Annotated in this window: 27 protein-coding genes and 1 pseudogene; 15 read left to right on the plus strand and 13 right to left on the minus strand. The window is 61.7% G+C overall.

Annotated features, from left to right (window positions below; all coding sequences use genetic code 11):
* From KZO25_RS12690 to KZO25_RS12710, 5 genes and pseudogenes are all read right to left on the minus strand, one after another.
* Positions 1 to 313: pseudogene (locus KZO25_RS12690) on the minus strand (TRAP transporter substrate-binding protein); the annotation flags it as partial.
* Between the two features lie 233 nt (positions 314 to 546).
* Positions 547 to 1,677, minus strand: coding sequence for a serine hydrolase (locus tag KZO25_RS12695; protein ID WP_223137244.1), 1,131 nt, complete (start codon positions 1,675 to 1,677; stop codon positions 547 to 549).
* A 35-nt stretch (positions 1,678 to 1,712) separates the two neighbouring features.
* Positions 1,713 to 2,834, minus strand: a complete 1,122-nt coding sequence (locus KZO25_RS12700) for an acyltransferase family protein (RefSeq protein ID WP_223137245.1) — start codon at positions 2,832 to 2,834, stop codon at positions 1,713 to 1,715.
* 22 nt (positions 2,835 to 2,856) lie between these two features.
* Entirely contained in the window at positions 2,857 to 3,228 is a 372-nt protein-coding gene (locus KZO25_RS12705; protein WP_201025367.1) for a hypothetical protein, read from the minus strand.
* 64 nt (positions 3,229 to 3,292) lie between these two features.
* Positions 3,293 to 3,988 (minus strand): LysM peptidoglycan-binding domain-containing protein, encoded by a 696-nt coding sequence (locus KZO25_RS12710; RefSeq protein ID WP_223137246.1) that lies wholly within the window; start codon positions 3,986 to 3,988, stop codon positions 3,293 to 3,295.
* Between the two features lie 336 nt (positions 3,989 to 4,324).
* Here KZO25_RS12710 and glnH point away from each other — a divergent pair, with 336 nt between their 5' ends.
* The 6 genes from glnH to KZO25_RS12740 all read left to right on the plus strand — a co-directional run bounded on the left by glnH (position 4,325) and on the right by KZO25_RS12740 (position 8,921).
* Positions 4,325 to 5,062, plus strand: coding sequence for a glutamine ABC transporter substrate-binding protein GlnH (glnH, locus tag KZO25_RS12715; RefSeq protein WP_223137247.1), 738 nt, complete (start codon positions 4,325 to 4,327; stop codon positions 5,060 to 5,062).
* Positions 5,063 to 5,115: 53 nt separating this feature from the next.
* A complete protein-coding gene (gene glnP / locus KZO25_RS12720; RefSeq protein WP_066446968.1) occupies positions 5,116 to 5,772 on the plus strand; it encodes a glutamine ABC transporter permease GlnP in 657 nt (218 codons plus the stop codon).
* 2 nt (positions 5,773 to 5,774) lie between these two features.
* Positions 5,775 to 6,497 carry a glutamine ABC transporter ATP-binding protein GlnQ gene (glnQ, locus tag KZO25_RS12725; protein ID WP_410505407.1) on the plus strand — a complete coding sequence of 241 codons (723 nt, stop codon included), beginning with the start codon at positions 5,775 to 5,777 and terminating at the stop codon, positions 6,495 to 6,497.
* Positions 6,487 to 7,539, plus strand: a complete 1,053-nt coding sequence (locus tag KZO25_RS12730) for a C45 family autoproteolytic acyltransferase/hydolase (protein ID WP_262488995.1) — start codon at positions 6,487 to 6,489, stop codon at positions 7,537 to 7,539. Before glnQ ends, KZO25_RS12730 begins: the two co-directional genes overlap by 11 nt.
* A complete protein-coding gene (locus KZO25_RS12735; protein ID WP_262488996.1) occupies positions 7,511 to 8,434 on the plus strand; it encodes a MurR/RpiR family transcriptional regulator in 924 nt (307 codons plus the stop codon). Before KZO25_RS12730 ends, KZO25_RS12735 begins: the two co-directional genes overlap by 29 nt.
* A 79-nt stretch (positions 8,435 to 8,513) precedes the next feature.
* A complete protein-coding gene (locus KZO25_RS12740) occupies positions 8,514 to 8,921 on the plus strand; it encodes a glutaredoxin family protein (protein ID WP_223137249.1) in 408 nt (135 codons plus the stop codon).
* On the opposite strand, the gene KZO25_RS12745 is transcribed toward KZO25_RS12740, so the two are convergent.
* The 3 genes from KZO25_RS12745 to KZO25_RS12755 all read right to left on the minus strand — a co-directional run bounded on the left by KZO25_RS12745 (position 8,909) and on the right by KZO25_RS12755 (position 12,027).
* Complete coding sequence (locus KZO25_RS12745) at positions 8,909 to 10,435, minus strand: PH domain-containing protein (RefSeq protein ID WP_223137250.1); 1,527 nt, start codon at positions 10,433 to 10,435, stop codon at positions 8,909 to 8,911. The genes KZO25_RS12740 and KZO25_RS12745 overlap by 13 nt on opposite strands.
* Complete coding sequence (locus KZO25_RS12750; protein WP_223137251.1) at positions 10,432 to 10,977, minus strand: PH domain-containing protein; 546 nt, start codon at positions 10,975 to 10,977, stop codon at positions 10,432 to 10,434. Before KZO25_RS12750 ends, KZO25_RS12745 begins: the two co-directional genes overlap by 4 nt.
* A gap of 123 nt (positions 10,978 to 11,100) precedes the next feature.
* Positions 11,101 to 12,027 (minus strand): M28 family peptidase, encoded by a 927-nt coding sequence (locus KZO25_RS12755; protein WP_262488997.1) that lies wholly within the window; start codon positions 12,025 to 12,027, stop codon positions 11,101 to 11,103.
* A gap of 221 nt (positions 12,028 to 12,248) precedes the next feature.
* Here KZO25_RS12755 and KZO25_RS12760 point away from each other — a divergent pair, with 221 nt between their 5' ends.
* Complete coding sequence (locus KZO25_RS12760) at positions 12,249 to 13,115, plus strand: SDR family NAD(P)-dependent oxidoreductase (protein ID WP_223137253.1); 867 nt, start codon at positions 12,249 to 12,251, stop codon at positions 13,113 to 13,115.
* 28 nt (positions 13,116 to 13,143) lie between these two features.
* On the opposite strand, the gene KZO25_RS12765 is transcribed toward KZO25_RS12760, so the two are convergent.
* The 3 genes from KZO25_RS12765 to trxC all read right to left on the minus strand — a co-directional run bounded on the left by KZO25_RS12765 (position 13,144) and on the right by trxC (position 15,473).
* Positions 13,144 to 14,379 carry a methyltransferase gene (locus tag KZO25_RS12765; RefSeq protein WP_223137254.1) on the minus strand — a complete coding sequence of 412 codons (1,236 nt, stop codon included), beginning with the start codon at positions 14,377 to 14,379 and terminating at the stop codon, positions 13,144 to 13,146.
* Between the two features lie 13 nt (positions 14,380 to 14,392).
* A complete protein-coding gene (locus KZO25_RS12770) occupies positions 14,393 to 14,902 on the minus strand; it encodes a hypothetical protein (protein WP_144439585.1) in 510 nt (169 codons plus the stop codon).
* Between the two features lie 130 nt (positions 14,903 to 15,032).
* Complete coding sequence (trxC, locus tag KZO25_RS12775; RefSeq protein WP_223137255.1) at positions 15,033 to 15,473, minus strand: thioredoxin TrxC; 441 nt, start codon at positions 15,471 to 15,473, stop codon at positions 15,033 to 15,035.
* 154 nt (positions 15,474 to 15,627) lie between these two features.
* Here trxC and KZO25_RS12780 point away from each other — a divergent pair, with 154 nt between their 5' ends.
* The 6 genes from KZO25_RS12780 to KZO25_RS12805 all read left to right on the plus strand — a co-directional run bounded on the left by KZO25_RS12780 (position 15,628) and on the right by KZO25_RS12805 (position 18,979).
* Complete coding sequence (locus KZO25_RS12780; protein ID WP_066443838.1) at positions 15,628 to 15,915, plus strand: DUF1330 domain-containing protein; 288 nt, start codon at positions 15,628 to 15,630, stop codon at positions 15,913 to 15,915.
* Positions 15,916 to 15,956: 41 nt separating this feature from the next.
* Complete coding sequence (locus KZO25_RS12785; RefSeq protein ID WP_223137256.1) at positions 15,957 to 16,310, plus strand: putative quinol monooxygenase; 354 nt, start codon at positions 15,957 to 15,959, stop codon at positions 16,308 to 16,310.
* 72 nt (positions 16,311 to 16,382) lie between these two features.
* Positions 16,383 to 16,703, plus strand: a complete 321-nt coding sequence (locus tag KZO25_RS12790; RefSeq protein WP_066443851.1) for a hypothetical protein — start codon at positions 16,383 to 16,385, stop codon at positions 16,701 to 16,703.
* 103 nt (positions 16,704 to 16,806) lie between these two features.
* The gene (locus KZO25_RS12795) at positions 16,807 to 17,085 is read left to right on the plus strand and encodes a peptidylprolyl isomerase (RefSeq protein ID WP_066443853.1); all 279 of its coding nucleotides are present in this window, start codon (positions 16,807 to 16,809) and stop codon (positions 17,083 to 17,085) included.
* Between the two features lie 212 nt (positions 17,086 to 17,297).
* Positions 17,298 to 18,221, plus strand: a complete 924-nt coding sequence (locus KZO25_RS12800) for an ABC transporter ATP-binding protein (protein WP_223137309.1) — start codon at positions 17,298 to 17,300, stop codon at positions 18,219 to 18,221.
* Positions 18,218 to 18,979, plus strand: a complete 762-nt coding sequence (locus KZO25_RS12805) for an ABC transporter permease (protein WP_066443854.1) — start codon at positions 18,218 to 18,220, stop codon at positions 18,977 to 18,979. Before KZO25_RS12800 ends, KZO25_RS12805 begins: the two co-directional genes overlap by 4 nt.
* A gap of 49 nt (positions 18,980 to 19,028) precedes the next feature.
* Here KZO25_RS12805 and KZO25_RS12810 read toward each other — a convergent pair whose 3' ends face one another.
* Positions 19,029 to 20,852 carry a 7TM diverse intracellular signaling domain-containing protein gene (locus tag KZO25_RS12810; protein WP_223137257.1) on the minus strand — a complete coding sequence of 608 codons (1,824 nt, stop codon included), beginning with the start codon at positions 20,850 to 20,852 and terminating at the stop codon, positions 19,029 to 19,031.
* Positions 20,853 to 21,353: 501 nt separating this feature from the next.
* On the opposite strand from KZO25_RS12810, the gene KZO25_RS12815 reads away from it, so the two are divergent.
* Both KZO25_RS12815 and yejK read left to right on the plus strand, forming a co-directional pair.
* Entirely contained in the window at positions 21,354 to 22,580 is a 1,227-nt protein-coding gene (locus tag KZO25_RS12815) for a GGDEF domain-containing protein (RefSeq protein ID WP_223137258.1), read from the plus strand.
* An 84-nt stretch (positions 22,581 to 22,664) separates the two neighbouring features.
* Positions 22,665 to 23,681: a nucleoid-associated protein YejK gene (gene yejK, locus KZO25_RS12820; protein WP_223137259.1), complete on the plus strand. Its 1,017-nt coding sequence runs from the start codon at positions 22,665 to 22,667 to the stop codon at positions 23,679 to 23,681.
* Here the strand turns inward: yejK and KZO25_RS12825 are convergent.
* The gene (locus tag KZO25_RS12825) at positions 23,662 to 24,411 is read right to left on the minus strand and encodes a glutamine amidotransferase (protein WP_235588912.1); all 750 of its coding nucleotides are present in this window, start codon (positions 24,409 to 24,411) and stop codon (positions 23,662 to 23,664) included. The genes yejK and KZO25_RS12825 overlap by 20 nt on opposite strands.
* Between the last annotated feature and the right edge of the window lie 145 nt (positions 24,412 to 24,556).

Here is a 24,556-nt window from a genome sequence, read left to right on the forward strand (position 1 = left end):
CCAGGGTGCCGGTCTGCAGCATCTCCATCATCTGCACGTCGTCGCCCAGCTGGCTGTTGGGGAAGATATTGACGGTGATGCGGCCGTCGGTGCGCTGGGCAAGGATGTCGGCGAAGTAGCGGCTGGAGAGGTACTGCGGTGAGGTCTCGGCCAGGCCGATGCCCATGCGGATGGTATGGCTGCCGTGATCGTCGAGCACGGCGCCGTCGATGGCGGGCGGATCGGACAGCTCCGGTGATTGGGCATGCGCCATGCCGAGAGTGAGCGTGGCCGCGCCGGCCAGGGTGAGCGTGCTGCGCCAGTAGCGTGTCATGGCGAATTCTCCAAGGATTGTCGTTGTTGAAATAGGGTCATCGAAGCGTCTTGCAGAGTGCCTGTGCCTGGTCAAGGTGACCCGTCGACCAGGCCAATCGAATGGGAGGTGGCAAACACCTTGTTACCGGTAACATTCGATGCATTGAGGCTAGCCATAGCGACGAAAGGTGTCAACGCTTATAGCGCCAACACCAACTAGACTTTAGTGGCATGCAGGATGGCAAGCGCAGCTCAGGGGGCGTCGAGAAAGACACCCGACTCGTACAGGGCCCTCCCCACGGCTGCCAGCATCTGTTCAGAACGCGCCACGTTGAGAACACCGCGGGTACAGGCCACGATGACAGCCCGCTGCCGCGCACTCCCCTCCCCTTGGCTTGCGATACCGGCATCACAGGTGCGCCGGTGCTGGGTGCCGGTCTTGTGGGCGAACCGTATGTCACGCCCCATTCCCGCCTTTAGTCGCCTTTCGCCACTGGTGGTGCCTGAGAGGATCACCATCAGTTCTGCCGTGGCGTCAGCACCCAGAGCCCTGCCCTCGGCCAGCTCGGCGAGCAGTTCGGCAAAAGCGTCGAGTCGACCGGCGTTGAGGTCGGTTGCATAGTACGCCTGGAAGGCGTCATCCAACGAAGTGAGCTGCAGCGAATCATGCGCAACGCCCAGCCGCCTGGCGAGCCACCGGAGCCGCTGCTCGTCGCTTTCCAGCTTGCGCAGCTCGATGAAGTCGAGCCCACTCAGCGCGAAGGCCTCAGGGTGGAGCTGGCGGTAGACATGACGACGAACGTCCACCAGGGTGGTGATTGGTCCCAGTCCGTCAGGGTCTTTCACCAAGGACTGGGCCCGCCGATTTACGCTGTCGAGGCCAAGAAAATCGATCAGCATGTCGCTGGCCGTGTTGTCACTGACCGTCAGCATCGGCTCGAGCAGCTCCCGCAGCGTGAGTTCACTGCCGGGAGCGGCCCAGTTGGTAGGCCCCGCGCCGTCGACGTAATGGCTTTCGTACAGCACCAGGCGATCGTCCAGTGTCGCGCTGCCCGCCTCGACACGAGCCATCAGCTCGATGGCCACCGGTACCTTGACCAGTGACGCCAGGTACCAGGGTTCACGGTCGCGCCAGCCGTAGCGAGCCTCCTGCCCTGCATTGTCCAGTTTCCAGATATGGACACCCAGTTCGCCGTCGAAGCCCGCTTCAAGCAGGGCCAGTCGCGCGTCAAGCCGCTTGGTCCAAGCCGGTACAGTCGCGACACTGGCTTCGAGCCGATCCCTCCAGCCGGCACCGGACGTGGCCCACAGCGGAGACGCCAGCAGCGAGAAGGCAAACAGCGCAAGCAGCGGCAAGTGCGGCGGAAGAATCCATCGAGACATGGCGGATACCCGTTGCAAGGCGATGATTGAACCCGTCAGACGTACTTGCGGAACCAGCGGGTCAGGCTGATCCAGCCCGCCGTGGCGAGCACCAGCGCCAGGCCAAAGCCCAGCACCTGCGGGTAACTGAACACCTGCCAATACCCCAGCAGGAAGCGAAAGATCAGGAAGATCACGACGATATGGAAAATGAAAGCCATCAGCGCATCTGAGCCGACCACGGTGATCGGTTTCAGCCAGGCTGCCGCCGTGCCTCCTCCCAGCAGGCAGAGCGCGAGGATGACCAGCGCGCCACCCACGCTGAACAGCATGAAGGGCAGCTCCGGAGGGTGCTTGCCGACGTTCCAGGCCACCGCCACCAGCGCCTCGCCGAGCCCGGGCAGCGACACCGCCACGAACCCCATCAGCAGCGCCGCCCCGATGCCCGCCAGCCCCAGTACCAGCCAGCGACGCGCCGCTGGCTGCCAGTAGCAGCGCAGCACTGCCTCACCGATAAGCAGCCCCACCATCACCAGCGGTAGCCGCGAGAGCTGGCCCCAGGTGTAGTGATCGGGATCCTCGACCAGTATCGCCTTGAGCGGTTCGATGCCCCAGAAACCGAAGTGGCGCTCGAGCCACCCCGCCAGCAGAGCCACCAGCAGAGGGCTCGCCAGGCGCGACCAGAGTGGCATCCTGCGCCACAGGGGCAGCACCCAGGGGATCCACAGCAGTGCGATGGCATAGAAGCCGAGGATCTCGACCCAGATGGGAAAGCGCTGGTAAAGCAGGGTATCGAGAATGTCCTCCGGGGCGTAGAGCGGCATCATCTCAACGACGGTCAGCACCTTGTACCAGAAGAGCACCTGAAGCCCACGAAGCATCAGCTTCAGGCGCCGTCGCGGCCAGTCGGGGCTATCGCACTTCGGCAGGAAGGCCACGGCCAGGGCGATACCGAAGACGGTGATGAACAGCGAGGAGGAGAACTTCGTCAGCAGGTGGATCGGCACCATTCCCCAGTCGGGGACCTGCCGAATGCCCAGCAAGCCGCTGACGGCATGACTGACGATCATCAGCGCAATGGCAAACCCGCGCGCCAGATCGATCGCCTCGATACGCCCCGGCGATGGCGGCAGTACCGGCCGCTGCGCCAAGATCCCCCTCAATGCCTTCCTTAGCATGAAACGATTTCCTTATCCGCGCTCACTCAGGGGCGCTCAACGGCTCGACATGTTCCAGTGTCAGCCGACGTCCTTCCGTTGCCGAATATTCGAAATGGCCGACAACACGCACTCGCTCATCCAGGTGCGGTGCGATCTCCTCATGGGGGAAGATTTCCACGCGGTTGAGATCCTGATCCTCGACCCAGTAGTGCAAGGGATCTTCAAAACGCCGCACGACACCCTCCGTGGCAACCGTGGCACCATCATGGGCCGCCGGGTTTGCTGCCAGCACGGATAGCGTGACTTCCGCGTTGCCCTCATCCCCTCCACAGGCCGCCAGCAACAGCAAGCAGGCGCCGGCAATTGGCCCGGCGCGCCACGTCACCATGCCTGGGGTTCGTAGACGATGCATGTGGACCTCCTTCGACCGCCGGCAACGCCGACGGCCAAATCGTAACGGATGATAGCCAGTTATCTCAGCGGGGCAGTACCAGCGTCAGGCCCGGCCAGACCAGGTCCGGATTGCGCAACACATGAGCATTGGCTTCATGAATCGCCTCCCAGCGATTGCTGTTGCCATAATAGCGCCCCGCGATACCTGCCAGGGTCTCTCCCCGCCGCACCTCGTATAGCGTATCACCGCGACCACGAGCGACCAGTGCCTGGTCTCGTGCCAATTCCGCAATGAGCTGGTCGATGTTCTCTTCCAGCGCTGCATCGCTGCCGCCGGCCTGAAGCAGCTCACTGCGCGCAGAACGAATCGCCTCAGCCGTGAGACGAGCCGAGTTGACGGCAGAATCGAGATCGAGGTCGCCACCCTCCTCTTGTGGCAGGCGCGCGCGCAGTGCGGTCAGCTCACGCTGGGCCTGGCGCAACTGAGCCTCGCGCTCTTCCAGGCGGGCCGTCAGCTCATCGGCTTGCGCATCCGTGGCCTGCTCGTCGTTAGTCTCGTCATCCGCATCTTCTGCCACCTCGTTCTCTTCAACGGGGGCGCCCGTCGACTCCACCGTTGTTTCGTCGGTCTGCTGGGCCGCTTCGGCATCACCCGCCTCCTCATCCTGCTGAGCGATGGCTGTTCCCGAGAGGGCGAACACCAGCAGGCCGGCGCTCACCAAACGGGTAACCGTCCCGAGTTGTTTCGGCCCCGTCGACGTAAGGAAAAGATCGTTCATAGCGACACCTCTCTGCAACGGTTCTGACAGCATTGTCTTGTTCTTGATCGTCAAACGCCTTCCTGCAAAGGACGATGCCCCGACACCGCAGGCGTGCAGGCGTTGCTCATGGGTCAAGTATGGACAGCCATGGCTAAAGTTTCTCGTCGAGGCTTCAACGTAAATCAGGTCAGCCTGTTTCAGAAGAGCTGCATTCGCCTTCTTAGGCCTGAAACGAGCACTACACATTTCTTTACGCAAATATCTTGCTATTCTTCCAGTCATAGACAAATATATTTGCAGGCATGCCGCAACAGCATGTCTGCGCCATACAACAACGACAAGAGGAAAAAAATCATGAAACAGTTGCTTACCTGGTCCGCTCTCGGTCTGTCACTGGCCGTTGCCTCTGCCGCCACAGCCGACAAGCTCATCGTCGCAACCGACACCGCTTTCGTGCCCTTCGAGTTCATGCAGGATGGCGAATACGTCGGCTTCGACATCGACATGTGGGCCGCCATCGCCGAAGAAAATGGATGGGAGTACGAGCTCCGTCCCATGGACTTCTCGGGCATCATCCCCGCGCTGCAGACCAATCAGGTCGACGTTGCCCTGGCCGGCATCACCATCCGCGAGGACCGAGCCGAGGTCATCGATTTTTCCGACGGCTACTACGACAGCGGTTTCACCCTGATGGTCCCGATCGATAGCGAGATCGAAACCACCGATGACCTGGCCGGCAAGAGAATTGCCCTGCGCATGGGCACCTCTGCCGCCGACTATGCCCAGGAGCACTTCAACGAGACCGAGCTACGCCTGCTGCCCAATATCGACAACGCCTATCTGGAACTGCGCTCGGGCCGCGTCGACGCCGCCATGCACGACACACCCAACGTGCTCTATTACATCGCGACCGCCGGCGATGGCGAGGTCAAGGCCGTCGGCGAGCAGATGATGGCTCATGAGTACGGCATCGGCTTTCCCAAGGGCAGCGAGCTGGTCGAAGACGTGAACGCATCGCTCGCCGCCATGCGTGACGATGGCCGCTACGACGAAATCTATGAAAAGTGGTTCGGTTCCCGTCCGGGTGAGTGAAGCCGTTCGTCACACTCCCTCAACGACGCCCCTGACGAGATCCGAGGTACACGATGAATACAGACTGGTCCGTCATCGCCACCTTCATGCCACAGTTGCTGAACGGTGCCAAGATGACCCTTTTCATCACCCTGGTCGGGCTGTCCGGCGGCATGGTGGTCGGCGCAATAGCCGGCCTCATGCGCACCTACGGCAACTGGCTGCTCAACTACACGGCTATGATCTACATTGAGGTGATCCGCGGAACGCCGATCGTGGTTCAGGTGATGTTCCTTTACTTCGCGCTGCCGGTGCTGGCCAGTATTCGCATCGACCCTCTGACGGCGGCGATGATCGCCATCATCATCAATGCCGGTGCCTATATCGCCGAGATCGTCCGTGGTTCGCTGCAATCGATCAGCCGAGGGCTTGCCGAGGCCGGTCTGGCGCTCGGCCTGCCGCGCTGGAAGGTACTGGTGCATATCGTCGGTCCGCTGGCGTTTCGCCGGCTGATTCCCCCGCTGGGCAACCAGTTCATCATCAGTCTCAAGGACACGTCGCTGTTCATCGTGATCGGTGTCAGTGAGCTGACCCGGACCGGCCAGGAGATCATGGCAGCCAATTTCCGTGCCGTGGAGATATGGAGCGCCATCGCGGTGATGTACTTGATCATGACGGGTTCCCTCACCCTGATGCTGCGCTACATCGAGAGAAGGATGAAGATCCTATGAGCATCATCGAATTCAAGAACGTCTCGAAGCATTTCGGTGCGCTCAAGGTACTCGACGAAGTGGACCTCACGATTGACCAGGGCGAAGTGGTCGTATTGATCGGACCCTCCGGGTCGGGAAAATCGACCCTGCTGCGTTGCATCAACGGCCTGGAAATGATCACCGGCGGCGACCTTCTGGTAGACGACATCAGCGTACTGGCTGGCTATGCAAAGCTGCGCGAGATTCGCCAGGAAGCCGGCATGGTGTTCCAGCAGTTCAACCTCTTCCCTCAGCTGACGGCGCTGGACAACGTCGCCTTTGGACCCAAGCATGTCCGCGGACAGTCCACGCAGGCGGCCAGGACCCAGGCCTTGGCGCTGCTCGACAAGGTCGGGCTCAAGGATCGCGCCGACCACTTCCCCAACGAGCTCTCGGGGGGACAACAGCAGCGAGTCGCCATTGCCCGGGCGCTCGCCGTCAAACCCAAGGTGATGCTGTTCGATGAGCCGACATCGGCTCTCGATCCCGAGCTTAAGCAGGAAGTGCTCAACGTCATGCGCGACCTCGCCGAGGAAGGCATGACCATGGTGGTGGTTACCCATGAGATGTCGTTTGCCAGACATGTCGGTTCGCGGCTGATCTTCATGGAAAACGGCAAGATCGCCGTGGATGGCCACCCCCACGAGATTCTGTCCGGCGAGAGTAACCCGCGGCTGAAGGACTTTCTGCGCCATGTCCATTGACGCCTCCTCCATGACCACCGGTACCGCTGAGCTGTCGCTGGTGACTACCGGCGGTGGACCTTTCGACACCGGCCTCGCCCTGGGTCGCCATGGCTATCGCGCGGTACACGACAGCCTGGTGCGCAGTGATATCTGGCATGAGGTCACCGGAGAACGACACAATCCCCGGGTGGCGCGCATGCTCGCCTATAGCCGTCTCCATCACCCGGCCGTGGTGGAGGAGATCCGTGGTCTCGCCCAGGGGTTGGGGCTGCCCTTCGAGGCGGTCTTTGCCTGGAACTGTCGCGGCGATCTTCTAGCCAACAGCCCCGACGGTTGTACCACCGTCATTCTTCCCGGCCCCGAACCCTGTATCGCTCACAATGAGGATGGTCTGCCGTTCTTCGATGGCGAGAGTTTCCTGGCCAGCGTGAAGCCCGACGAGGCGCCCGCCTTCCTGGCCTTCTGCTACCCCGGCTCCATTCCGGGGCATACCTTCGCGCTGACGGCGGCCGGAATCGTACAGACAGTGAACAACCTACGCCTCCAGCGCATCGAGCCCGAGGTGCCGCGTATGGTGCTGGGGCGTGCCATGCTCTCGTTGGGCTCACTGGATAGTATCCATGGCCTCCTCCGGCAGGCGCCAGCCAGCGGCGGCTTTCACTTTACCCTGGCTCAACGGGGCGACCCACGACTGCTTTCGATCGAGGTTGGCGCCGGCCAGGTCTCGCAGCGGCATGTGGAAAACGCCATGATCCATGCCAACCACGCGCTGCATCACGGCTTCAGCCAGACATGCCAGATCATTACGCGCTCCTCCCATGACCGCCAGGTGCGAGGGGATGGCCTGATTGCCGCTGGTGAGCGCGACCCGCTCACCATCCTTTCGGACATTGGCGGCGGTGGCCTGCCGATCTACCGGCGTGAACCGGACGACCCGGATCGCGAAAACACCCTTGCGACTGGTATCTTTCGCCTGCTTAATGACGGCATTCAGTGGGAAGTTCACACCCCGGGGAGACAAATACCACTCCATGGCACCGACAAGTCGCTCTTCGAATAATGGCCAGGCGCCTCGTACTCTCGAGGAACTGCAGGCCCTGTCCATCGCGATTTCTCGCGGCGACGCCGACCTCCATCTGGGCCCCCGCGCCCGTGAGGTGCTGTCGCAGTTGATAGAGCTGCGTGGCGATCAGTCACTACTGTCGATTTCCTCCCTGGCCCGGCGCCTGGACGTCAATCCATCGACCATCTCACGGCTGGCCCGGGCGCTGGGTTACGAGCGCTTCGGTGAGTTGCAGAGCCTGCTGTTGAGTACGGGCTTGACGCCAGCCCGCTCTTTCTATCGCGAGCACGCCACCGCGGCGCTGGCAGCCGACAAGCAGGATCTTCAGGCCCAGGCGAGGCAGCTATGCGGGGAGCATCAGCTCAATATCGAACGCTTCATGGAAGGACTGACCAACGAGGATCTCGGTGCCTTCGCCAATGCGGTGATGGGAGCCCGCCGGGTTCGCCTTCATGGCATGCGCCAGTTCCACGCCTTCGCCAGCTTTCTCGCCTACGGACTGGGCATGATCCGCTCGGATGTGGGTCTGCTCAGCGACGACAGCCTGGGCGTGGCCGAAGGGCTCGCGTCGATGACGGCGGGCGATGTGCTGATCGCCGCGAGCTGCAAGCCCTACACACGCCATGTAATCGACGTATGCCGTGCGGCTCATGAGAACGGGATTCGTACCATTGTTGTCACCGACTATTCGAGTTCCCCCCTCGTCCGCCACTCGGAGATTGTCATCCTGGCGCCCCATGAGTCGAGCTTCATTTCCAATAGCATGGTGACGTTTCTTGGTGCTGCGGAGTGCCTGGTCAATGCATGCGCCACCGTGGGAGGCGATGGGGCAGCCCACGCTCTCTCACGGCGCGACAAGCTCATCGATCAGCTCGACATCGAGATCGGCTGACAATGGCATCCTGGCGCTTAGACCGGCATCATGGCCCCCCGAAACACGTTCATTCACGACCGAGACTACCTAACGCTCCATGAGAATCCTGATTCGCTACTTTTTCCGCGGCGTGCGCCTGGTGCTATCGCCGATCCTGCTGGCTTCTGAAAAACTGAGCAAGCCAACCGCAATGGCACGCTCACCCGAAAAGCAGGCAGAAGTCGATGCCGCCTGCGCCCAGTTGGCCCTCTACCAGTTCCAGAGCTGCCCCTTCTGCATCAAGGTACGCAAGGAGATAGCCCGGCTGGGCCTGAAGATCGAGCTGCGGGATGCCCGCAACGACCCGGCTCATCGCCAGGCACTCGAAACCGGCGGCGGTCGCATCAAGGTGCCTTGCCTGCGCATCACCGCTGAAGACGGCCAGGAGGAGTGGCTCTACGAATCCAATGCCATCAATGCCTGGCTGCATCGCCGCTTCGGCGATGCACAGCATCAGGCGACCTGATCGGATTCGACGCTGGCCAATAGCCGATTGGCCAGCTCCCAGGCCACGCGCTCTGGCAGGTACGGCAGTCTCAGCCGACCATTGGCCAGGTCGAGTTGCAGCGAGGCCACTCCTCGCCGGCGCTGCAGCCAGTTCTGCTGGATGACGACCGATATCAGGTTCTGCAGCGGGAAGATGCTGGTACGCTGTCCCCAGAGCCCCTGCCGGATGCGCATATGTCCCTCTTCCTGCGCCCAGCCCATGGCCATCCAGCGCAGCTGAGCCACCCCCGCTGAAGCCACCATCAGTGCGGCAGCGCCCACTCCCCAGGCCGCAGGGTGGAGACCACCCGGACCAACCGCGCCAAGCACAATCAGCAGTAACAGTGACGATCCCAACAGCAGGCGTAGAAAGATCACGCGACGATAGATGACGTCGACACGAGCCAGCGGCTGGTCCAAGCTCAACCCCGGCCACAGGACGGTGGTGAGCTCCCTGCCCTGCTCTGTCGTCAGGCCTGGCACCAGGAACCGTCGCGACTCTGCCGCTCCACCACCACTCATCGCGCCGAACTGATGACAGACCAGGTAGCCTCGACCCAGCAGGCGCCCAAGCCCGGTCTGCGCCCACTCCACAACCTGAAGTCGCGATAGGGAGAGAGCCTGCTCCTGGCGAGAAAACAGGCCGCTGACCTGCACCTGCCGCTCGCCGTCATCGAGCAGGGCATAGCCATGAAAGCGCCACCAGGCAGCCAGCACGGCAAGCAGCGCCAGCATGGCCATTAACCCCAGCACCCCCAGTCCGATCGCCAGCAGCGTCGACTCGGGCAGCCATGCCTGCAGATCGAGCTGAGGCAGGCGGTCATGAATCCAGCGCTCCAGCGGCCGGATCAGCGGTGAAAGCATCGCTGCAATGACATAGATCGAGCGACTGGTCAGCCCATGGAGTATCAGCGCTCCCGGCGTGATGGCAAAACGCAGGACGGCTTCCCTGCCGCCGGCCTGCCCCCTATCGCTATCCGCAGCCACCGGTTCCTTGATGTCCCACTTCAAGCCCCTCAACCCGTGGCCTAGCGCTTGAGCAACCCCACGGCGAATACCCGGCAGTTGAATGCTCGACGCCTCGCCGGCCAGCGTCTCGACCTCCCAGAGCACGAGACCGAAGGGGCGCATGTAGGCCGGCTGGTGCAGGGCGATATGCTGCACATGGCGAGCCGCCACCTTGAACTCCCGGTGTTCGAAAAGCCCCTTCTGAACAATCAGCACGTCGCCTTCGAGGCGAAAGCGGAAGCGCCGGTAGTAGAGCAGGCTTAGCATTCCGGCCACCAGCAACAGCAACATGCCCCCCAGGGCAAGCTCGCGCAGCCCGACCTGCTCGACCATGGCCAGGCCCGCGCCGGCGCCCAGCAGCAGCGGCATGTGCTGGCGCACCAGCGACGCCCCAGCGCTGATCAGCAGAAGCCCTACGGCCCAGGGGGAAAGCCGCTGCCAGCCGGACACCAGCCTCTCGCTGGGGGAGGGCTGCACTGGGCTCATGGCGTATTGGACTCAGGCGTGGCCGCATCATCCGGGGTTGCCGACAGGCGCATCAAAAGGTGTTGCTTGACCGCTTCAGCACGTTCTGTAGAGAGCCCCTCAAGCAGCAGATCAGCGCCCCTCCCTCCGGCAGTGAAGCATGCCAATCTGACGAGGCCGAAGGCACGCTCCACGGGATTGCTCAGGGTCTCGACGTGCTGCAATCTCACCAACGGTAGTACCTGCGTGCGGCACACCAGCAGGCCGCGGCGGTAAATCAGGTCGTGCTCACGGAGGCCATAGCCCCGCCGGCTCGCCTCTACCCAGCCGAGAGCGATGACCACCATCCCCAGGCCCGCCACACCAGCGGCAATCCACGGTTGCCACTCCGCCAACAGCTCATGCTGAACCGGGAAGAACCAGGCCACCAGCGTGAGGAAGGCCCAGTGGAACAGGCGAAGCAAGGACTGGCAGGGGGCCAGCCGTCGGGACACCGGTGTGAGCAGTGCGTGCTCCACTTTCGGTAAGCCTTCGGGGTCCAGCGATGGGTTATCGAACGTCACAGTGGCTCCTGTTGCGGCATCATCCCGGCTATCAGCCGCGCTCCGGCGGCCCTCATCCGACAACATAACAGAAGCCAGCAGGGAGTATCGGTCCAACAGGGGGCATGTCGCGGTGCCTGGAACTCAACGCCGAGCCATCACCTCCAGCGCCCTGGCCAGGCCCGCGGTGACCCTGGCCATGGTTTCGTAGTCGAGCCGATCCGGGGTATCGCTCGGACCGTGGTAGTGAGGGTTACGAAAGTTGGCGGTATCGGTCAGCATCATCGCAGGGTAGCCCATTTCCCAGAATGCCCAGTGGTCGGAGCGGCGAATGTCGCCGATCAGCTCGGGAGCCGACAACCCTTCCGAGGGCACCTGGGCACTTTCCCGGAACGCGCCAATGGCCTCGCGCACCAGAGAGCGGGAGGAGAGGTTGCCAATAAAGGCCACGAAATCCCCCCGGTCCGGGTAGAAGTACCCGAGTAGCGGCGGATGGTACTGGCTGCCGGGAGCATCGGTGTAATACCCCAGCATCTCCAGCGCAATCATGCCGGTAATGTTCATGCCCTCCTCTCGCGCTTGGCGGGCATAGCGCAGGCTACCCATGGCATCGGTACCGAAAAAGGGCATCTCTTCGTTGGCAAAGGCAACCAGATGCAAGGTTCGATCAAGCGGCACCCCCTGGAGCAGACGTGCAAGCTCAATCAGCACCGCCACACCGGAGGCATTATCGTCGGCGCCCGGACTGCCCCGCACCGTGTCATAGTGGGCACCGACAACCAACACCTCGGATGCCAGGCGCCCCCCCGGAATTCGCACCTCAACGTTATGGAACGTCTGGTTGCCGGTCGGTACAGCATGGCGAAGCGGCTCATGGCCGGCCGCCTGAAATGCGTGCTCGATGTAGTCGGCCGCGGCGTGCAATGCGTCTGGTCGCCAGTAGTGGCGCTCGCCTATCTCGCCGGCCAGCTGCAGGACATGGCCATGCAGCCGGCCGTACAGCGCTTGTGCCTCCTCATCCAACGCTTGCGGCTCGCCCTGGAACGACGACCCGGGCATATGCAGTATCATCCTGTAGCTTACTCCCAGTGCGAGAAGGAGAAGGAGAAAGAACAGGAGCAGCCCGAGTAGCGTGCTCATGCGTAAAAGTGGGTTACGCTTCATGGCCGACCTCCTGTCCGCCTGGCTATACCGCTAAAACAGCCACGGCCGATTCCCATCGACGCGAGGCAGAGTCTCCCTCATGGTATACGCTATCGGCGATTTTCACTGGCAAGGGCAAGGAAACGTACATGGAAGACACGATGGCCTCGGCATCGCCGAGTATCCTCATTACCGGCTGCTCCAGCGGTATCGGCCATGCCGCGGCCAAAACCCTGTCGCAGAGGGGCTGGCGGGTCTTCGCCACGGCCCGTCGGGAGCATGACGTTGAGCGACTGCGTCAGGAAGGCTTCAACGCGCTGCTGCTGGACCTGGCATCCAGTGCATCGATTTCGGCCGCGGTCGACGAGACGCTGGGACAGACTGGCGGCCGCCTCGATGCACTGTTCAACAATGGTGCCTACGGCCAGCCGGGTGCGGTGGAAGACCTCTCGCGCGCCGTGCTGCGCGACCAGTTGGAAACCAACCTGCTAGGCACCCACGAACTGACGACGCGAATCATCCCGGTGATGCGGGAGCAAGGTGCCGGCCGCATCGTGCAGAACAGCTCTGTTCTAGGCTTTTCCGCCCTGCCCTACCGTGGCGCCTATGTCTGCTCCAAGTTCGCCCTGGAAGGGCTGACCGACACCCTGCGCCAGGAACTCTACGGCACCGGCATCCACGTCAGCCTGCTGCAGCCTGGCCCCATCGCCAGCCGATTTCGCGAGAACGCCTACCGCGCCTTTCGCGACAACATCAATGCCGCGACCAGCCATCACGCCGTCACCTATTGCGCCCTGGAGGCCCGCCTGGCGGGGGAAGGACCATCGGCCCCCTTCACGCTCGAGGCCGATGCGGTGATTCGCAAGCTGATACATGCCCTGGAAAGCCGGCGGCCCAAGGCCCGTTACCACATCACGGTGCCGACCCACTTGTTTGCAGCTCTGAAGCGTATCCTCTCCACACGGGGCATGGACCGGATCCTGCTGCGAGCGACTCGGGGGGAAAGGGAAGTATGAGCGTCTAGCCCGAGCCGGCCACTTGCCCTCAGGCTCCGGCCTGACCGCTTGACCGGCTGGCTCGCAGCAGCAGGTTGCGGGGAGTCAGCTCACGATCGCAGAAGATGCCGAGCTCGGCATCGAATCCCGACTCGGTCAGCAGCGTCATGCGGTCCAGTGCCAACCACACCTCCAGCGGGCGCCGAAACAGATGGCGGACCAGCTCCAGCCGCTTCACCCGACATTGGCGTCGCCACCCGGCTGCCTCGAAGCTCGCCCAGTCAACGTCCGTGGCGTGGGACAGGCCCTTCTGTTGTGCCGCCCAGCGGCAGAAATCGGCAAAATTATCGGGCATGCGCCCATAGGCCAGGCTGGGAACGGGCAAATAAGCGTCGATACCACGTACTTGACGCTGCCATTCATCGAAGCCCAGACGCCAGGCATTGGCCCGTTCCCGGCTCCGCTGAACCCCGCCGGGGGCTGTTACGGTCTCCTGGACCGACATCGCCAGGTCTTCCCGGGAGAGCAACAGGTCATGCGCCTCGATCAGGGCTTTGGCGCGGCGGGACAGCGGCCGGTAGACCTCGTCACGGGTGCGCTGGTAGCAGCATGGCGCCAGCGTGACCGAACTACCCGTTTCTGCGGCGAGTTGGAGCAATCTCACATGCAGGTCGCCACAGGCATGCAGTGCCGCGATGTGGGTCTGCGACGACAGCGCCTGCTCCAGTTGAGAGGCCATCACGTCCTGCTGGCGCATGTCCACCGCCACACCCTGTCGCTGTGCAAGCTGGCGGCCCTCGTCACACAGGGCGCCCTGCCACTCCAGGGCGGTGACACCGACAGCATGTCGACGTGCCAGTGTACGAGCAAGGTGCCCCTTGCCGGCACACCACTCCACCAGCGATTCACCGGGCTTTATGCGCAGTTGCTCGACGAAGGCCTCGATCTGCGACCACTTGCGTCCTCCTACATGCTGCCCCCATTCACGGGGAAGCGAGGCAACCGGAGGGGATAAAATCGGCAGGTCAACGAGCGCCTCCAGCTCTGCCACCGGCAGCCACTCCGCAAGCGGCGAGGCATGAAAGGGATTGGCCTGCAGTCGCACCACGTCTTGCTCACTCAAGCCAAGCAGGGTCTCGCCAAGAGCTGCAAAATCGTCGTGCCAGGGCAGGCAACGGTACTGGAAGGGCAGCGGGCGCCACAGCGGCTGCCAGCGGGACAGCAGCTCGGTGAGGCGGGCAAGGAGATGATTAGCCTGAGGGTCGACTCCTTCTTGGCCTGGCACTACCAAAGACTGCCTAGTACTCAATGCGGGAAGCAGTGATATCGAACGTCACGGCGATGTCGACCCCCTCTTCCAGGTTCGGTGGCTCACCCAGGGCCTCCTGCAAGGCCAAGGTGCCCTGCACGCTGCCAGCCACCCGTGCGACGGCTCCCTCCACGGCAAAGGTAGCCAGGGTGAACTGCACATCGCCCCCCTCCGAGGTGTAAACGGGGGGCATGGCCGAGGTGCCGATCAGGTTGAGCACATCATAATTGAGCACCTCCCCGTCCTTTAGCGCCATGCTGATGGAGAGTGAATCCCGGCTTCTCCTCCCGTCGGGGTCGGCGAAGCCAACGATATCGATCAGGTAGTCACCGTCGCCGATATCGGTAAAGGTAGCGCTGGCGTCGTCGTACTGGCTCAGGATAAACCACTCGCGCTCGGTTCCATCGAGCTCACCTTCCAGGCGCTCCGCCATAGCCGATACCGACCAGAACCCGCCGGCCAGTATGGTACTCAGGACCATCGCCCCCCATTGCTTCATGCTTCCCCCTTGCTAGTGCCCAGCCACGCCACCTTTGACCAGCGGACCACGAGCGTAGACGTCTGCGTCTGAATCTCTTCTCAGGGTAACCGGAAAAGCCCCCATGATGCGCTTCTTGTCGAAACAACAATCAAGTCAGTAGATAAGGCTGCAACCATTGGCGGAGCTGTGCCCCCTGCACCAAACCGGGCTGCCGTGCCACTTCCCGGCCGCCACGGAAGACGATCAGGGTGGGGATACTACGTATACCGAAACGACCGACCAGAACCTGATGGGCTTCGGTATCAAGCTTGGCAAACCGCATCCGTGGCTCGAGTTCCCTGGCTGCCTCGGCGAATATCGGTGCCATCGTCTTGCAGGGACCGCACCAACTGGCCCAGAAGTCCACCACGACCGGCATCTCGCTGCGCTCGACAACCGCGCGGAAATTCGCCTCGGTCAGCTCGACTGGCTCTCCGGTAAAGAACCGATTCTTGCAGCTGCCGCATTTCGGCCCATCGGCCAGGCGCGCCTGGCTGACGCGGTTGATAGCGCCACAGCTGGGACAGCCAAGAATGAGTGAAGCGGACATGAAGGGGCTCCTTGATCGCGACATTGACTACAAGATGACGCCACAGCCAACGTCCATCAAGGGTTTACGCCAGGCAGTCGCGCCATTATCTGCGGCGGAATGATAAGGTGACCTGCCAGCCGCCTTGGCGCCATCCACCGGAGGATCGCGAGAAATGAGTAAAGCCTATGTCGTGGGAAACGTCACTATCAAGGATGCCAATAGGTGGGCGCAATACGTCGCCGACGTGCCTGCCACCATCACCCCCTGGGGTGGCGAGCTCATGCTGCGTGGCAAACGGGCTGCCGTGCTGGCGGGCGAGGCGCAGCACAGCAACCTGGTAGTCATCTCCTTTCCCGACCTGGAATCGATACACGGCTGGTACGCCTCCCCCGCCTATCAGGCGCTGATTCCACTGCGCGACGCCGCCGCTACGGTCGACCTGGCGGCATACGAGGACTGAGTGGTATCGTCTGCGCTCCACTGATTCCACAGAGACGTGACATGTCGCAGAAGATCTACTGCACTGCCAGATTCCTCCCCAAGCCCGGCAAGGAGATGGCTGTGTTCAAGGCGCTTCAGGCACTCGAGCCCAATAGCCATCGAGAGGATGCCTGTCTGCTCTATACCGTCACCCGCCAGATCGACAGTCCATTTGCCCAGGGTGACAGTTTCCCCATCGTCTTCCATGAGATATGGGCCAACCGTGAAGCCTTTGAGGCGCACTGCCAGCGCCGTGAGATCCAGCAGTTCTTCCACGATCAGGTCGAGTCACCCGACGGAGATATCGAGGCGGCCAATGTCTGCGTCTATACCGATGAACCGGTCGATTTCGATGCCCCGATTGCTACTCGATGACTGCGCACTACCGCGAAACGGGCAGGAGCTGCGGCTCCCCGCTGTAACTAGGTCAGCCTTCAAGGAGGCCCCATGGGGCGCCTGTTCTCTCTTATCGTGATGATGGGTCTCGCCTATGGCGGACTCTACCTGTATTACGGCGTGGCAATGAAGCAGGCCATCGAGCAGCAGGTCGCCGACCGCGGCCTATCCACCCTGGAGGTGGAGCGTATCGATTATGGCCCTCTGGCACCGCTCACCTCGGAGACCAGGATCTCGGCCACGGTCACCTATCGTGGCGCAGAAGCCACCCTGGACATCCGGGTCCTCGGCCACCCTATCTTTTCGGATGAGATCCGGGTCGAGCTGGACGGGCTGCAGGCACTGCGGTTAAGGATCGGAAGCGGGGAGTGAAGGCACTGGCGAAACCATCCCAGCGGTAGCGCCGGCTGACGTGTGGCCATGATAGAATTGCTCTCCCTTTCAACGGCAAGATGCCAACTTTGGAGATAACGACATGGCCAGGGCAACCGCGCGTCATATTCTGGTAAGCAGCGAAGAGAAGTGTGAGGCCCTCAAGGCGGAGATCGAGGGTGGGCGTGATTTCGCCGAAGTGGCAAAAGAAAACTCATCCTGCCCTTCCGGCGCCCAGGGCGGTGACCTCGGCAGCTTCGGGCCGGGCCAGATGGTTCGCGAGTTCGACGAGGTCGTCTTTTCCGGCGAGCTGAACAAGGTTCACGGCCCGGTCAAGACCCAGTTCGGCTACCATCTGCTGGAAATCACCAGCCGTAGCTGACCCGCAACGGGACAGAAAGAAGCCGCACGTGCCCGTCACGGCGGCTTTTCTCGTTCCATGCCCTGTGCCCGGCGCTATCTCGCGTTACGATGGCCTTCATTGACTCGTTCTCTAACGGAAGCAGGGACATGACCCTATCATTCAGCCAGGAGCCCAAGGCCAGAGCGGATACCGCTGCAAGCCTGGGACAGAGGACAGCTACCGGCTCACCGATGATCCAGGTAGCCCAGCTGGACAAGATCTTCGAGGGTGGCTTTCACGCCTTGAAGAATGTCAGCCTGGAAATCCAGCGCGGCGAGATCTTCGCCCTGCTCGGCCCCAACGGGGCGGGAAAGACCACATTGATCAGTGTGATCTGTGGACTTGTGCGGGCCAGCAGTGGCAGTGTCAGGGTGGATGGCCACGACAACGTGAGTGACTATCGCCAGGCGCGGGCAATGATCGGCCTGGTGCCGCAGGAGCTGACCAACGAGGCCTTCACCACGGTATGGGATACGGTGAGCTTCAGCCGCGGGCTGTTTGGCAAGCCCAAGAACCCTGCACACATCGAGAATGTCCTGCGCGCCCTGACCCTGTGGGAGAAGCGCGACAACCGCCTGCTTCAGCTCTCCGGCGGCATGAAGCGCCGGGTATTGATCGCCAAGGCCCTTGCCCATGAGCCCAAGGTCCTGTTTCTCGATGAGCCTACCGCCGGTGTCGACGTGGAGCTGCGCCGCGAGATGTGGGAGGTGGTACGCCAATTGCGCGACCAGGGGGTGACCATCATCCTCACCACCCACTATATCGAGGAAGCGGAAGAGATGGCCGACCGTATCGGCGTGATACTGGGTGGCGAGCTGGTGCTGGTGGAAGAGAAAGCGGCGTTGATGCGCCAGCTGGGGCGCAAGGAGCTGACACTGCATCTGGATCAGGCCCTCGATGACGTACCGGCGGCGCTGGCCGGTCACGACCTGGCGCTGATGGAGGACGGCCATGCACTGGTCTACACCTACGACGTGACACGACAGGAGGAAGGTACCGGAATCGCCGGCCTGCTTGCCGACCTGGAAGCCACCGGCATCCGGGTCAAGGACCTGCATACCCGGCAAAGTTCGCTGGAGGAGATTTTCGTCAGCCTGGTCAGGGAGAGAGCATGAACCTGCAGTCCGTCAAGACCATCTATCTGGCCGAGATGGCACGAAGCCTGCGCACCGTTCTGCAGAGCATCGTCTCGCCGGTTGTGTCCACTTCGCTCTACTTCGTGGTTTTTGGCGCCGCCATCGGCTCACGCATCAGCGAAGTGGATGGCGTGAGTTACGGCGCCTTCATCGTGCCCGGGCTGATCATGCTGATGCTGCTGACTCAGAGCGTCTCCACCGCCTCGTTCGGTATCTTCTTTCCACGCTTTTCGGGCTCGATCTACGAAATCCTCTCGGCCCCCATCTCCTACCTGGAGATCGTTCTGGGTTTCGTCGGTGCGGCAGCCACCAAGTCGCTGATACTGGGCCTGATCGTGCTTGGCACGGCACGCCTGTTCGTACCCTTTACCATCCAGTACCCGCTGGTCATGCTGCTCTTCCTGGTGCTCACCGCTATAACTTTCAGCCTGCTCGGCTTCATCATCGGCATCTGGGCCGACGGCTTCGAGAAGCTGCAGCTCGTGCCGCTGCTGGTGGTCACTCCGCTGACCTTCCTCGGCGGCACCTTCTACTCCATCGACATGCTGCCCCCCTTCTGGCAGACGGTGACGCTACTCAACCCGGTGGTCTACCTGGTCAGCGGCTTTCGCTGGAGCTTCTACGGCAGCGGCGATGTCAGCATCTGGGCCAGCATGTTCATGATCGTGGCCTTCCTTGGCGTCTCGCTGGCAGTGGTGAACTGGATATTCAAGACCGGCTATCGGTTGAAGCCTTGAAGGCACGCTGACAAGACGCGATCGCAGCCCAGTCGCTTGAGCCCGGGGGTTAGTTCACACTCAGTGGATAACAGCATACCCGGTTGCGTCCCTGGGCCTTGGCAGCGTAAAGGCTCTCATCGGCTGCCTGTATGAGACTCTCGGACGCCTGGACCGAGTCGGGAACAAGGGTTGCCACCCCGACGCTGGTCGTCACCTGCACGGAGTGGCCACCTAACTCGAGTACCAGGCCGGCCACGCTGGCACGCACACGCTCGGCGACAACGCGTGCGCCTTCCATTCCCGTACCGGCGAGCACCATGATGAACTCTTCCCCACCGAATCGCGCGACGATGTCGCCTGGCCGGGAGATTAGCCCTGAAATGGCTTTCGCCACTTCCTTCAGGCACTCATCACCGGCCAGGTGTCCGTGGGTATCATTGAAGTACTTGAAGTGGTCGATATCCATCAGCAGGACGCTGATCGGCTCGCGGTGGCGGAACGCTCGCTGGTACTCTTTGTGAAATTTTTCGACGAAGAAATGCCGATTATGCAAACCGGTGAGCTGATCAGTATTCGAGGTGTTTTCCAGTTGCCGATTCATCACTTCCAGCTTCTGCAGCGCGGTTTCCAGCTCTCGTGTGCGCTCATTCACGCGCCGCTCCAACTCCCGGTTGGCCGTTTCCTTGGCAGCCAGCAGGGCCTTCTGCGCCTCCTGCACTCGCCGGGAGGAAGCCAGGACCTCCTGTTGTGCCTGGAAGCGGGCCGCCCGTTCCTGATTGATGCGGTCCCCCAGGGCAAAGGAGAGCAACAGCACCTCCAACACTGCACCTATCCGGGCGCCATTGGCAAAAAGCGCATTACCCGGCAGTACCCCCCAACGATTCAGTGCCAGGGCGCTGGTCCCCACCACCACGGCAAACCAGGCTAGCGCAAAGTAGCGCGCATGTGAGTGCCCCCTGGCCCACATCCAGAATCCCACGGTCAGCATGGTGACCATGATCAGCATCCCCTGCAGGGAGTTGAGTCGGATACTGAGCGAATAATCGATCACGAAACTGAGCCCCGACAACAGCAGGGAGATGACCAGCAGAGCCATGAAGAAACGGTACATGGCCGGCCATAGCTGGCGCAGCCTCAGGAAGGTGCTGGAAAACAGCAACACCATGACGCCGGTAACGGCCACCGTGAAGGTGACTGACACTTCGTTCCAGGCAACCGCGCTGGGCCAGAGGTACTGATAGGTGTCACCGTAGAGTGAACCGATGAAAAGCGTGAAAGCGGCGACGAAGCCAATGTAATAGAGGTAGCTGCGGTCCCGGACAACGAAATAGAGAAACAGGTTGTAGAAGAACATGGCCAGCATGATGCCGTAATAGAGGCCGGAGATGATGGCCTCCTGCCGGGCATGCTCTGCGAAGGCCTGGGCCTGCCACAGGACCGGCTCGAAGTGCATGCTTCCGCTGGTACGAACCCGGACATAGAAGCGTGTGGTCTCCTCTTCACTCAACGACACCGGGACGACGAACTGGTGATGCTCGACAGGACGCGCATGGAAGGGGTGGTCGTTGCCCAACGCAAAGCGTGCCTGGAGTCGATCCCCATGCAGAACGTAGATATCCAGCTCGTTCAAGAGTGGTTCGGAAATATGCAGGAAACGGTGGCTCATGGTGCTGTCCACCGGTCCGACGCTGAAACGGTACCAATAGGGTTGGGTGGTGAACCCGAATGCCAGGCCCGCATCCTCGGAGGCTTTCCAGTCCAGGCGATCCTCGTTTTCAAGCAGCTCATTCAGCGACGTGTAAGCAGCGCCGTCATCGATAGCCCACTCCGTGGCCGTGCCCAGGGATATCCTTTCCGGCTGCGCCGCCACAGCAACGGCCGGTAGCAGCATCAGCAACAGGCATACCAGGATTGCTACCTTCCAAGGTGGTAACACCCGTCTATTTGCCAAACGTCTCAACAAAGGCGAAACAATCCTCTATTGCGTGTTATCGAACCCATTGCGGCACTGCGCCAGGTAGCAAGGAAGCGCCTTGCCAAAGCCATTGAAAGCAGTATGTCACATATTTTATTTAGCGAGCGTACAATCGAAAGGATGAGACAGGGTAATGCGAGGTACGTAATGGACAACCACAGGCATGTTATCCGACAGTCGGTAAATCATGCAGCGCATGACAACCACAGCCATTACGCAGGGATTACCGACTAGCGGAGTTTCAACGTAGTGGCATATTCTTGTCATCGCACGCGCTCAGGAGCGACTGGTAAAACGGGTGACTCGCGTCCATGCTTGATATGCAATGAAGCGGCGCATCCAGGGAACCGGCTCCGCGGACAATAGACAAGTATGATAAACGGAAGGGCTAGCAGTTCCCTTCCAAGGAAGGAGTCGATGGCTGCTGGCAACAACAAGGCCAGAGAGGCGCCTCTTCTAGACTGGCGCAGCGAGTTTCAGGATTCAGCGCTGGAAGCGTTACACCGTCGCACCATGCTGGCCCAGGATGCCCAGCAGCTTTGCTACGCCCTGTGGGCAATTTCCGGCATTTTCTTCGCCTTCACCCTGGCCGACTTCGCCCTGCTCGGCGCTGGCAGTGAATTTCTCGCATTGCTTGCCATCCGTACGTTCGTCGCCCTTTGCTGCATGGCACTGGCACTGGCCGTCAAGCTGCAGCCCGCGCTGGCGCATCGCCGCATGCCCGTAAACCTTGCCTATTTCGTCGGTATCACTGGGCTGCTTTTCACCATACCGCTTCACCCCGGCACAGACGGACTGCATATTGCCACCATGGTCGTGGCCACCACAACGCTATACCTGCTGGTACCCAACCGGCTGCACTGGATTCTTGTCTGGAACGCCTATCTTGCCATCGGCTTTGCCGTCGTGCTCGGTTTCAGCTCCGACCTCTCGCCTGGCATGTTGGCCAGCGGCCTGCTACTGCTGGGCTTCGCCAATCTGCTGGGCTGGGTGACACTCACTCGGCTCAACCGTCTTCAGCGCAGGCAGTTCGCCTTGCTGCTCGAGGAGCAAGACAACAATCGCAAGCTGCAATCCGAAATCGATGAACGACGTCTACTCGAGCAGCAGCTTCGCTTCTTGGCCAGCACCGATCACCTGACCGGCATCGCCAACCGCCGCCATTTCTTCGAGCTGGCCGCGCGGGAACTGAACCGTACCAAGCGTGAGGACACGCCGCTCGCCATCTGCATGGTCGATATCGACCTGTTCAAGGAGCTCAACGATCATCATGGCCATGCCGTAGGCGACCTTGTCCTGGCAACGGTTGCTACCTGTTGCGCATCGGTACTGCGTGACACGGATATCATCGGCCGATACGGCGGCGAGGAGTTCATCATCGCCCTGCCCGGGTCCGACGTTGCTACCGCCACCGTCATCGCAGAGCGGCTACGCGCGAAGGTGGCAACGCTGTCCCTGCCAATGCTCGGCGAAACACCCATGCTGTCCGTCACGGTGGGAGTCAGTCTCGTGGCGGAGGAAGAAATGACGCTCGAACCGGCCATGCTGCGGGCCGACGAAGCGCTCTATGAAGGTAAGGCGCAGGGGCGAAACCGTGTCGTGGTGGCCGACGCACCCTCATCTCACGCCGCCATTGAAGCCTGAGTGCGGGTAGTCAATCAGCCGCCGGGTTGAACTCATTCCCGTAGCGGGTATCATCCCCTTCCCGCCCCTCTTCCCGGACAGTCCATGCCGATACTGCACAGCATTATTCATCGCATCGCCAAGGCATCCAGCGAGCAACCGGCCACCCTGTATCCGGCACCTGCCGAAGCCGAGGCCTCGGATTCCCTCGAAGAGCTTTTGGTCCGCTTCAGCGATGCCTACCACGCCAAGCCCAAGGCCTGGGGTCACTTCATTAGCGCAGAGGACATCGAAAATGCTCAGGCGCTGCGATTTCCGCGGGCGCTGACGGATTACCTGGAGAACCAAAGCGACTTCGCCGCCTTCACCCGTGACGTGGCACAGCACATCGCCGAACTGCTCGATGCGCACCTTTCGGTCTCGGGGCACCTGCTGTTCGTCGAGTACCTGCATGGCGACACCCACTACCTGAGCCTGGCACTGCTCCACCATCGCGAGGGCTACGCCATCGACGCCGACCATGGCGTAACGACGTCAGCCCAGCTCAACCTGGCCCAGATGAGTCTGGCAGCGAGAATCAACCTCAGCCAGTGGCGCAGCGACGCCTCTTCCCGGCAATACCTCTCCTGGACCCGTGACCGTGGGGGAAAGAAGCTGTCCGAGGGATTTGCCGAACTGCTCGGCGCCACCGAGGGCGTGGACGCCACCGGCGAGACCCGCACCCTGCTGAAGGCGTTCAGCGACTATGTAGAGCAGGAGGACTTTGCCGAAGACAAGAGCCGGGAAAAGACGGATGTACTGCTGGAATATGCCAACGAGCAGGTCCGCAGCGGTGAGCCCATGACCCTGGAAACGCTCTCGGAACTGCTCGACGAGCAGCAGCCGAAGGCCTTCTTCGATCATATTCGCCACGCCGACTACGGACTCTCCCCCGAGATTCCACCGGACAAGCGAACCCTCAGCCAGTTTCGACGCTTCACCGGGCGCTCAAACGGCGTCTCGATCAGCTTCGACTCGCACCTGCTAGGCTCCAGCATCGAATACGACGAAACGCAGGATCGCCTGATCATCAAGAAAGTCCCCAATGGGCTGCGGGAGCAGCTCAAGGAGCGGCAGGGATGAGCTGGTTGGCCGCATCCGCCGCCATCAGCCACTCCCTGAAGACCTGCTGACCGCGCCGTTCGAGGTCGGGGCCTAGCAACAAGGCCTGCTGGCGAAGCGCAACGGGATCGACACCAGCCTCCGCCAGTTCGACGGCATGGCCGATCAGCCACTGCTCGATTCGCCCCGGGTCCGCCTCCAGGTGAAACTGCAGCCCCAGCACGGTGTCGCCCACAGCGAAAGCCTGGTGCGGGCAATCGTGACTATAGGCCAGGCGCACGGCACCGGGCGGGGTCTCGAACATGTCACCATGCCAGTGCAATACGCTATCCGGATTGCCGATATGGCGCAGCGGGCCTTCCTGTCCCTCGCGGGTCAAACTGACATCGGCAAAGCCGATCACCTTCTCCGGCATGGGAAACACCCTTCCCCCCAGTGCACGGGCGATCAGTTGGGCCCCAAGGCAGATTCCAAGCAGCGGCCGACCAGAGTCGAGGCGGTGTCGAATGGCGTCGAGTTCCGCGCCAAGGAAAGGGTATAGCGCCTCATCGTTGGCACCAATTGGCGCCCCGAGTATCACCATCAGCTCGGGACTCTCCACGTCCAGTGCCTCCAGGGCGTCGGCTCCCAGCACTCCTGGATCCAGGTAGCGAACACGATATCCCAACTCCTCCAGCACCGGTTCGAAGACCCCCAGGTCCTCGAATGCCAGATGGCGAATGGCAACCACACTCTTCATCCCGCTCGTCATCGTATGAAACTCCCTTTTCAGGTAACCCTTCCAGCTTAAACCGCTTCGAACCGATGCGAAAAGTACTGCAGCCGGTCACATGCCTGCCACTCCCATGCACTCCCAGGACGGTACTGGTATCGTGGCGGCATGCCTGCCACCAGCG

The sequence above is a fragment of the Halomonas sp. ANAO-440 genome, assembly GCF_019915905.1.
GTDB lineage: Bacteria > Pseudomonadota > Gammaproteobacteria > Pseudomonadales > Halomonadaceae > Halomonas > Halomonas chromatireducens.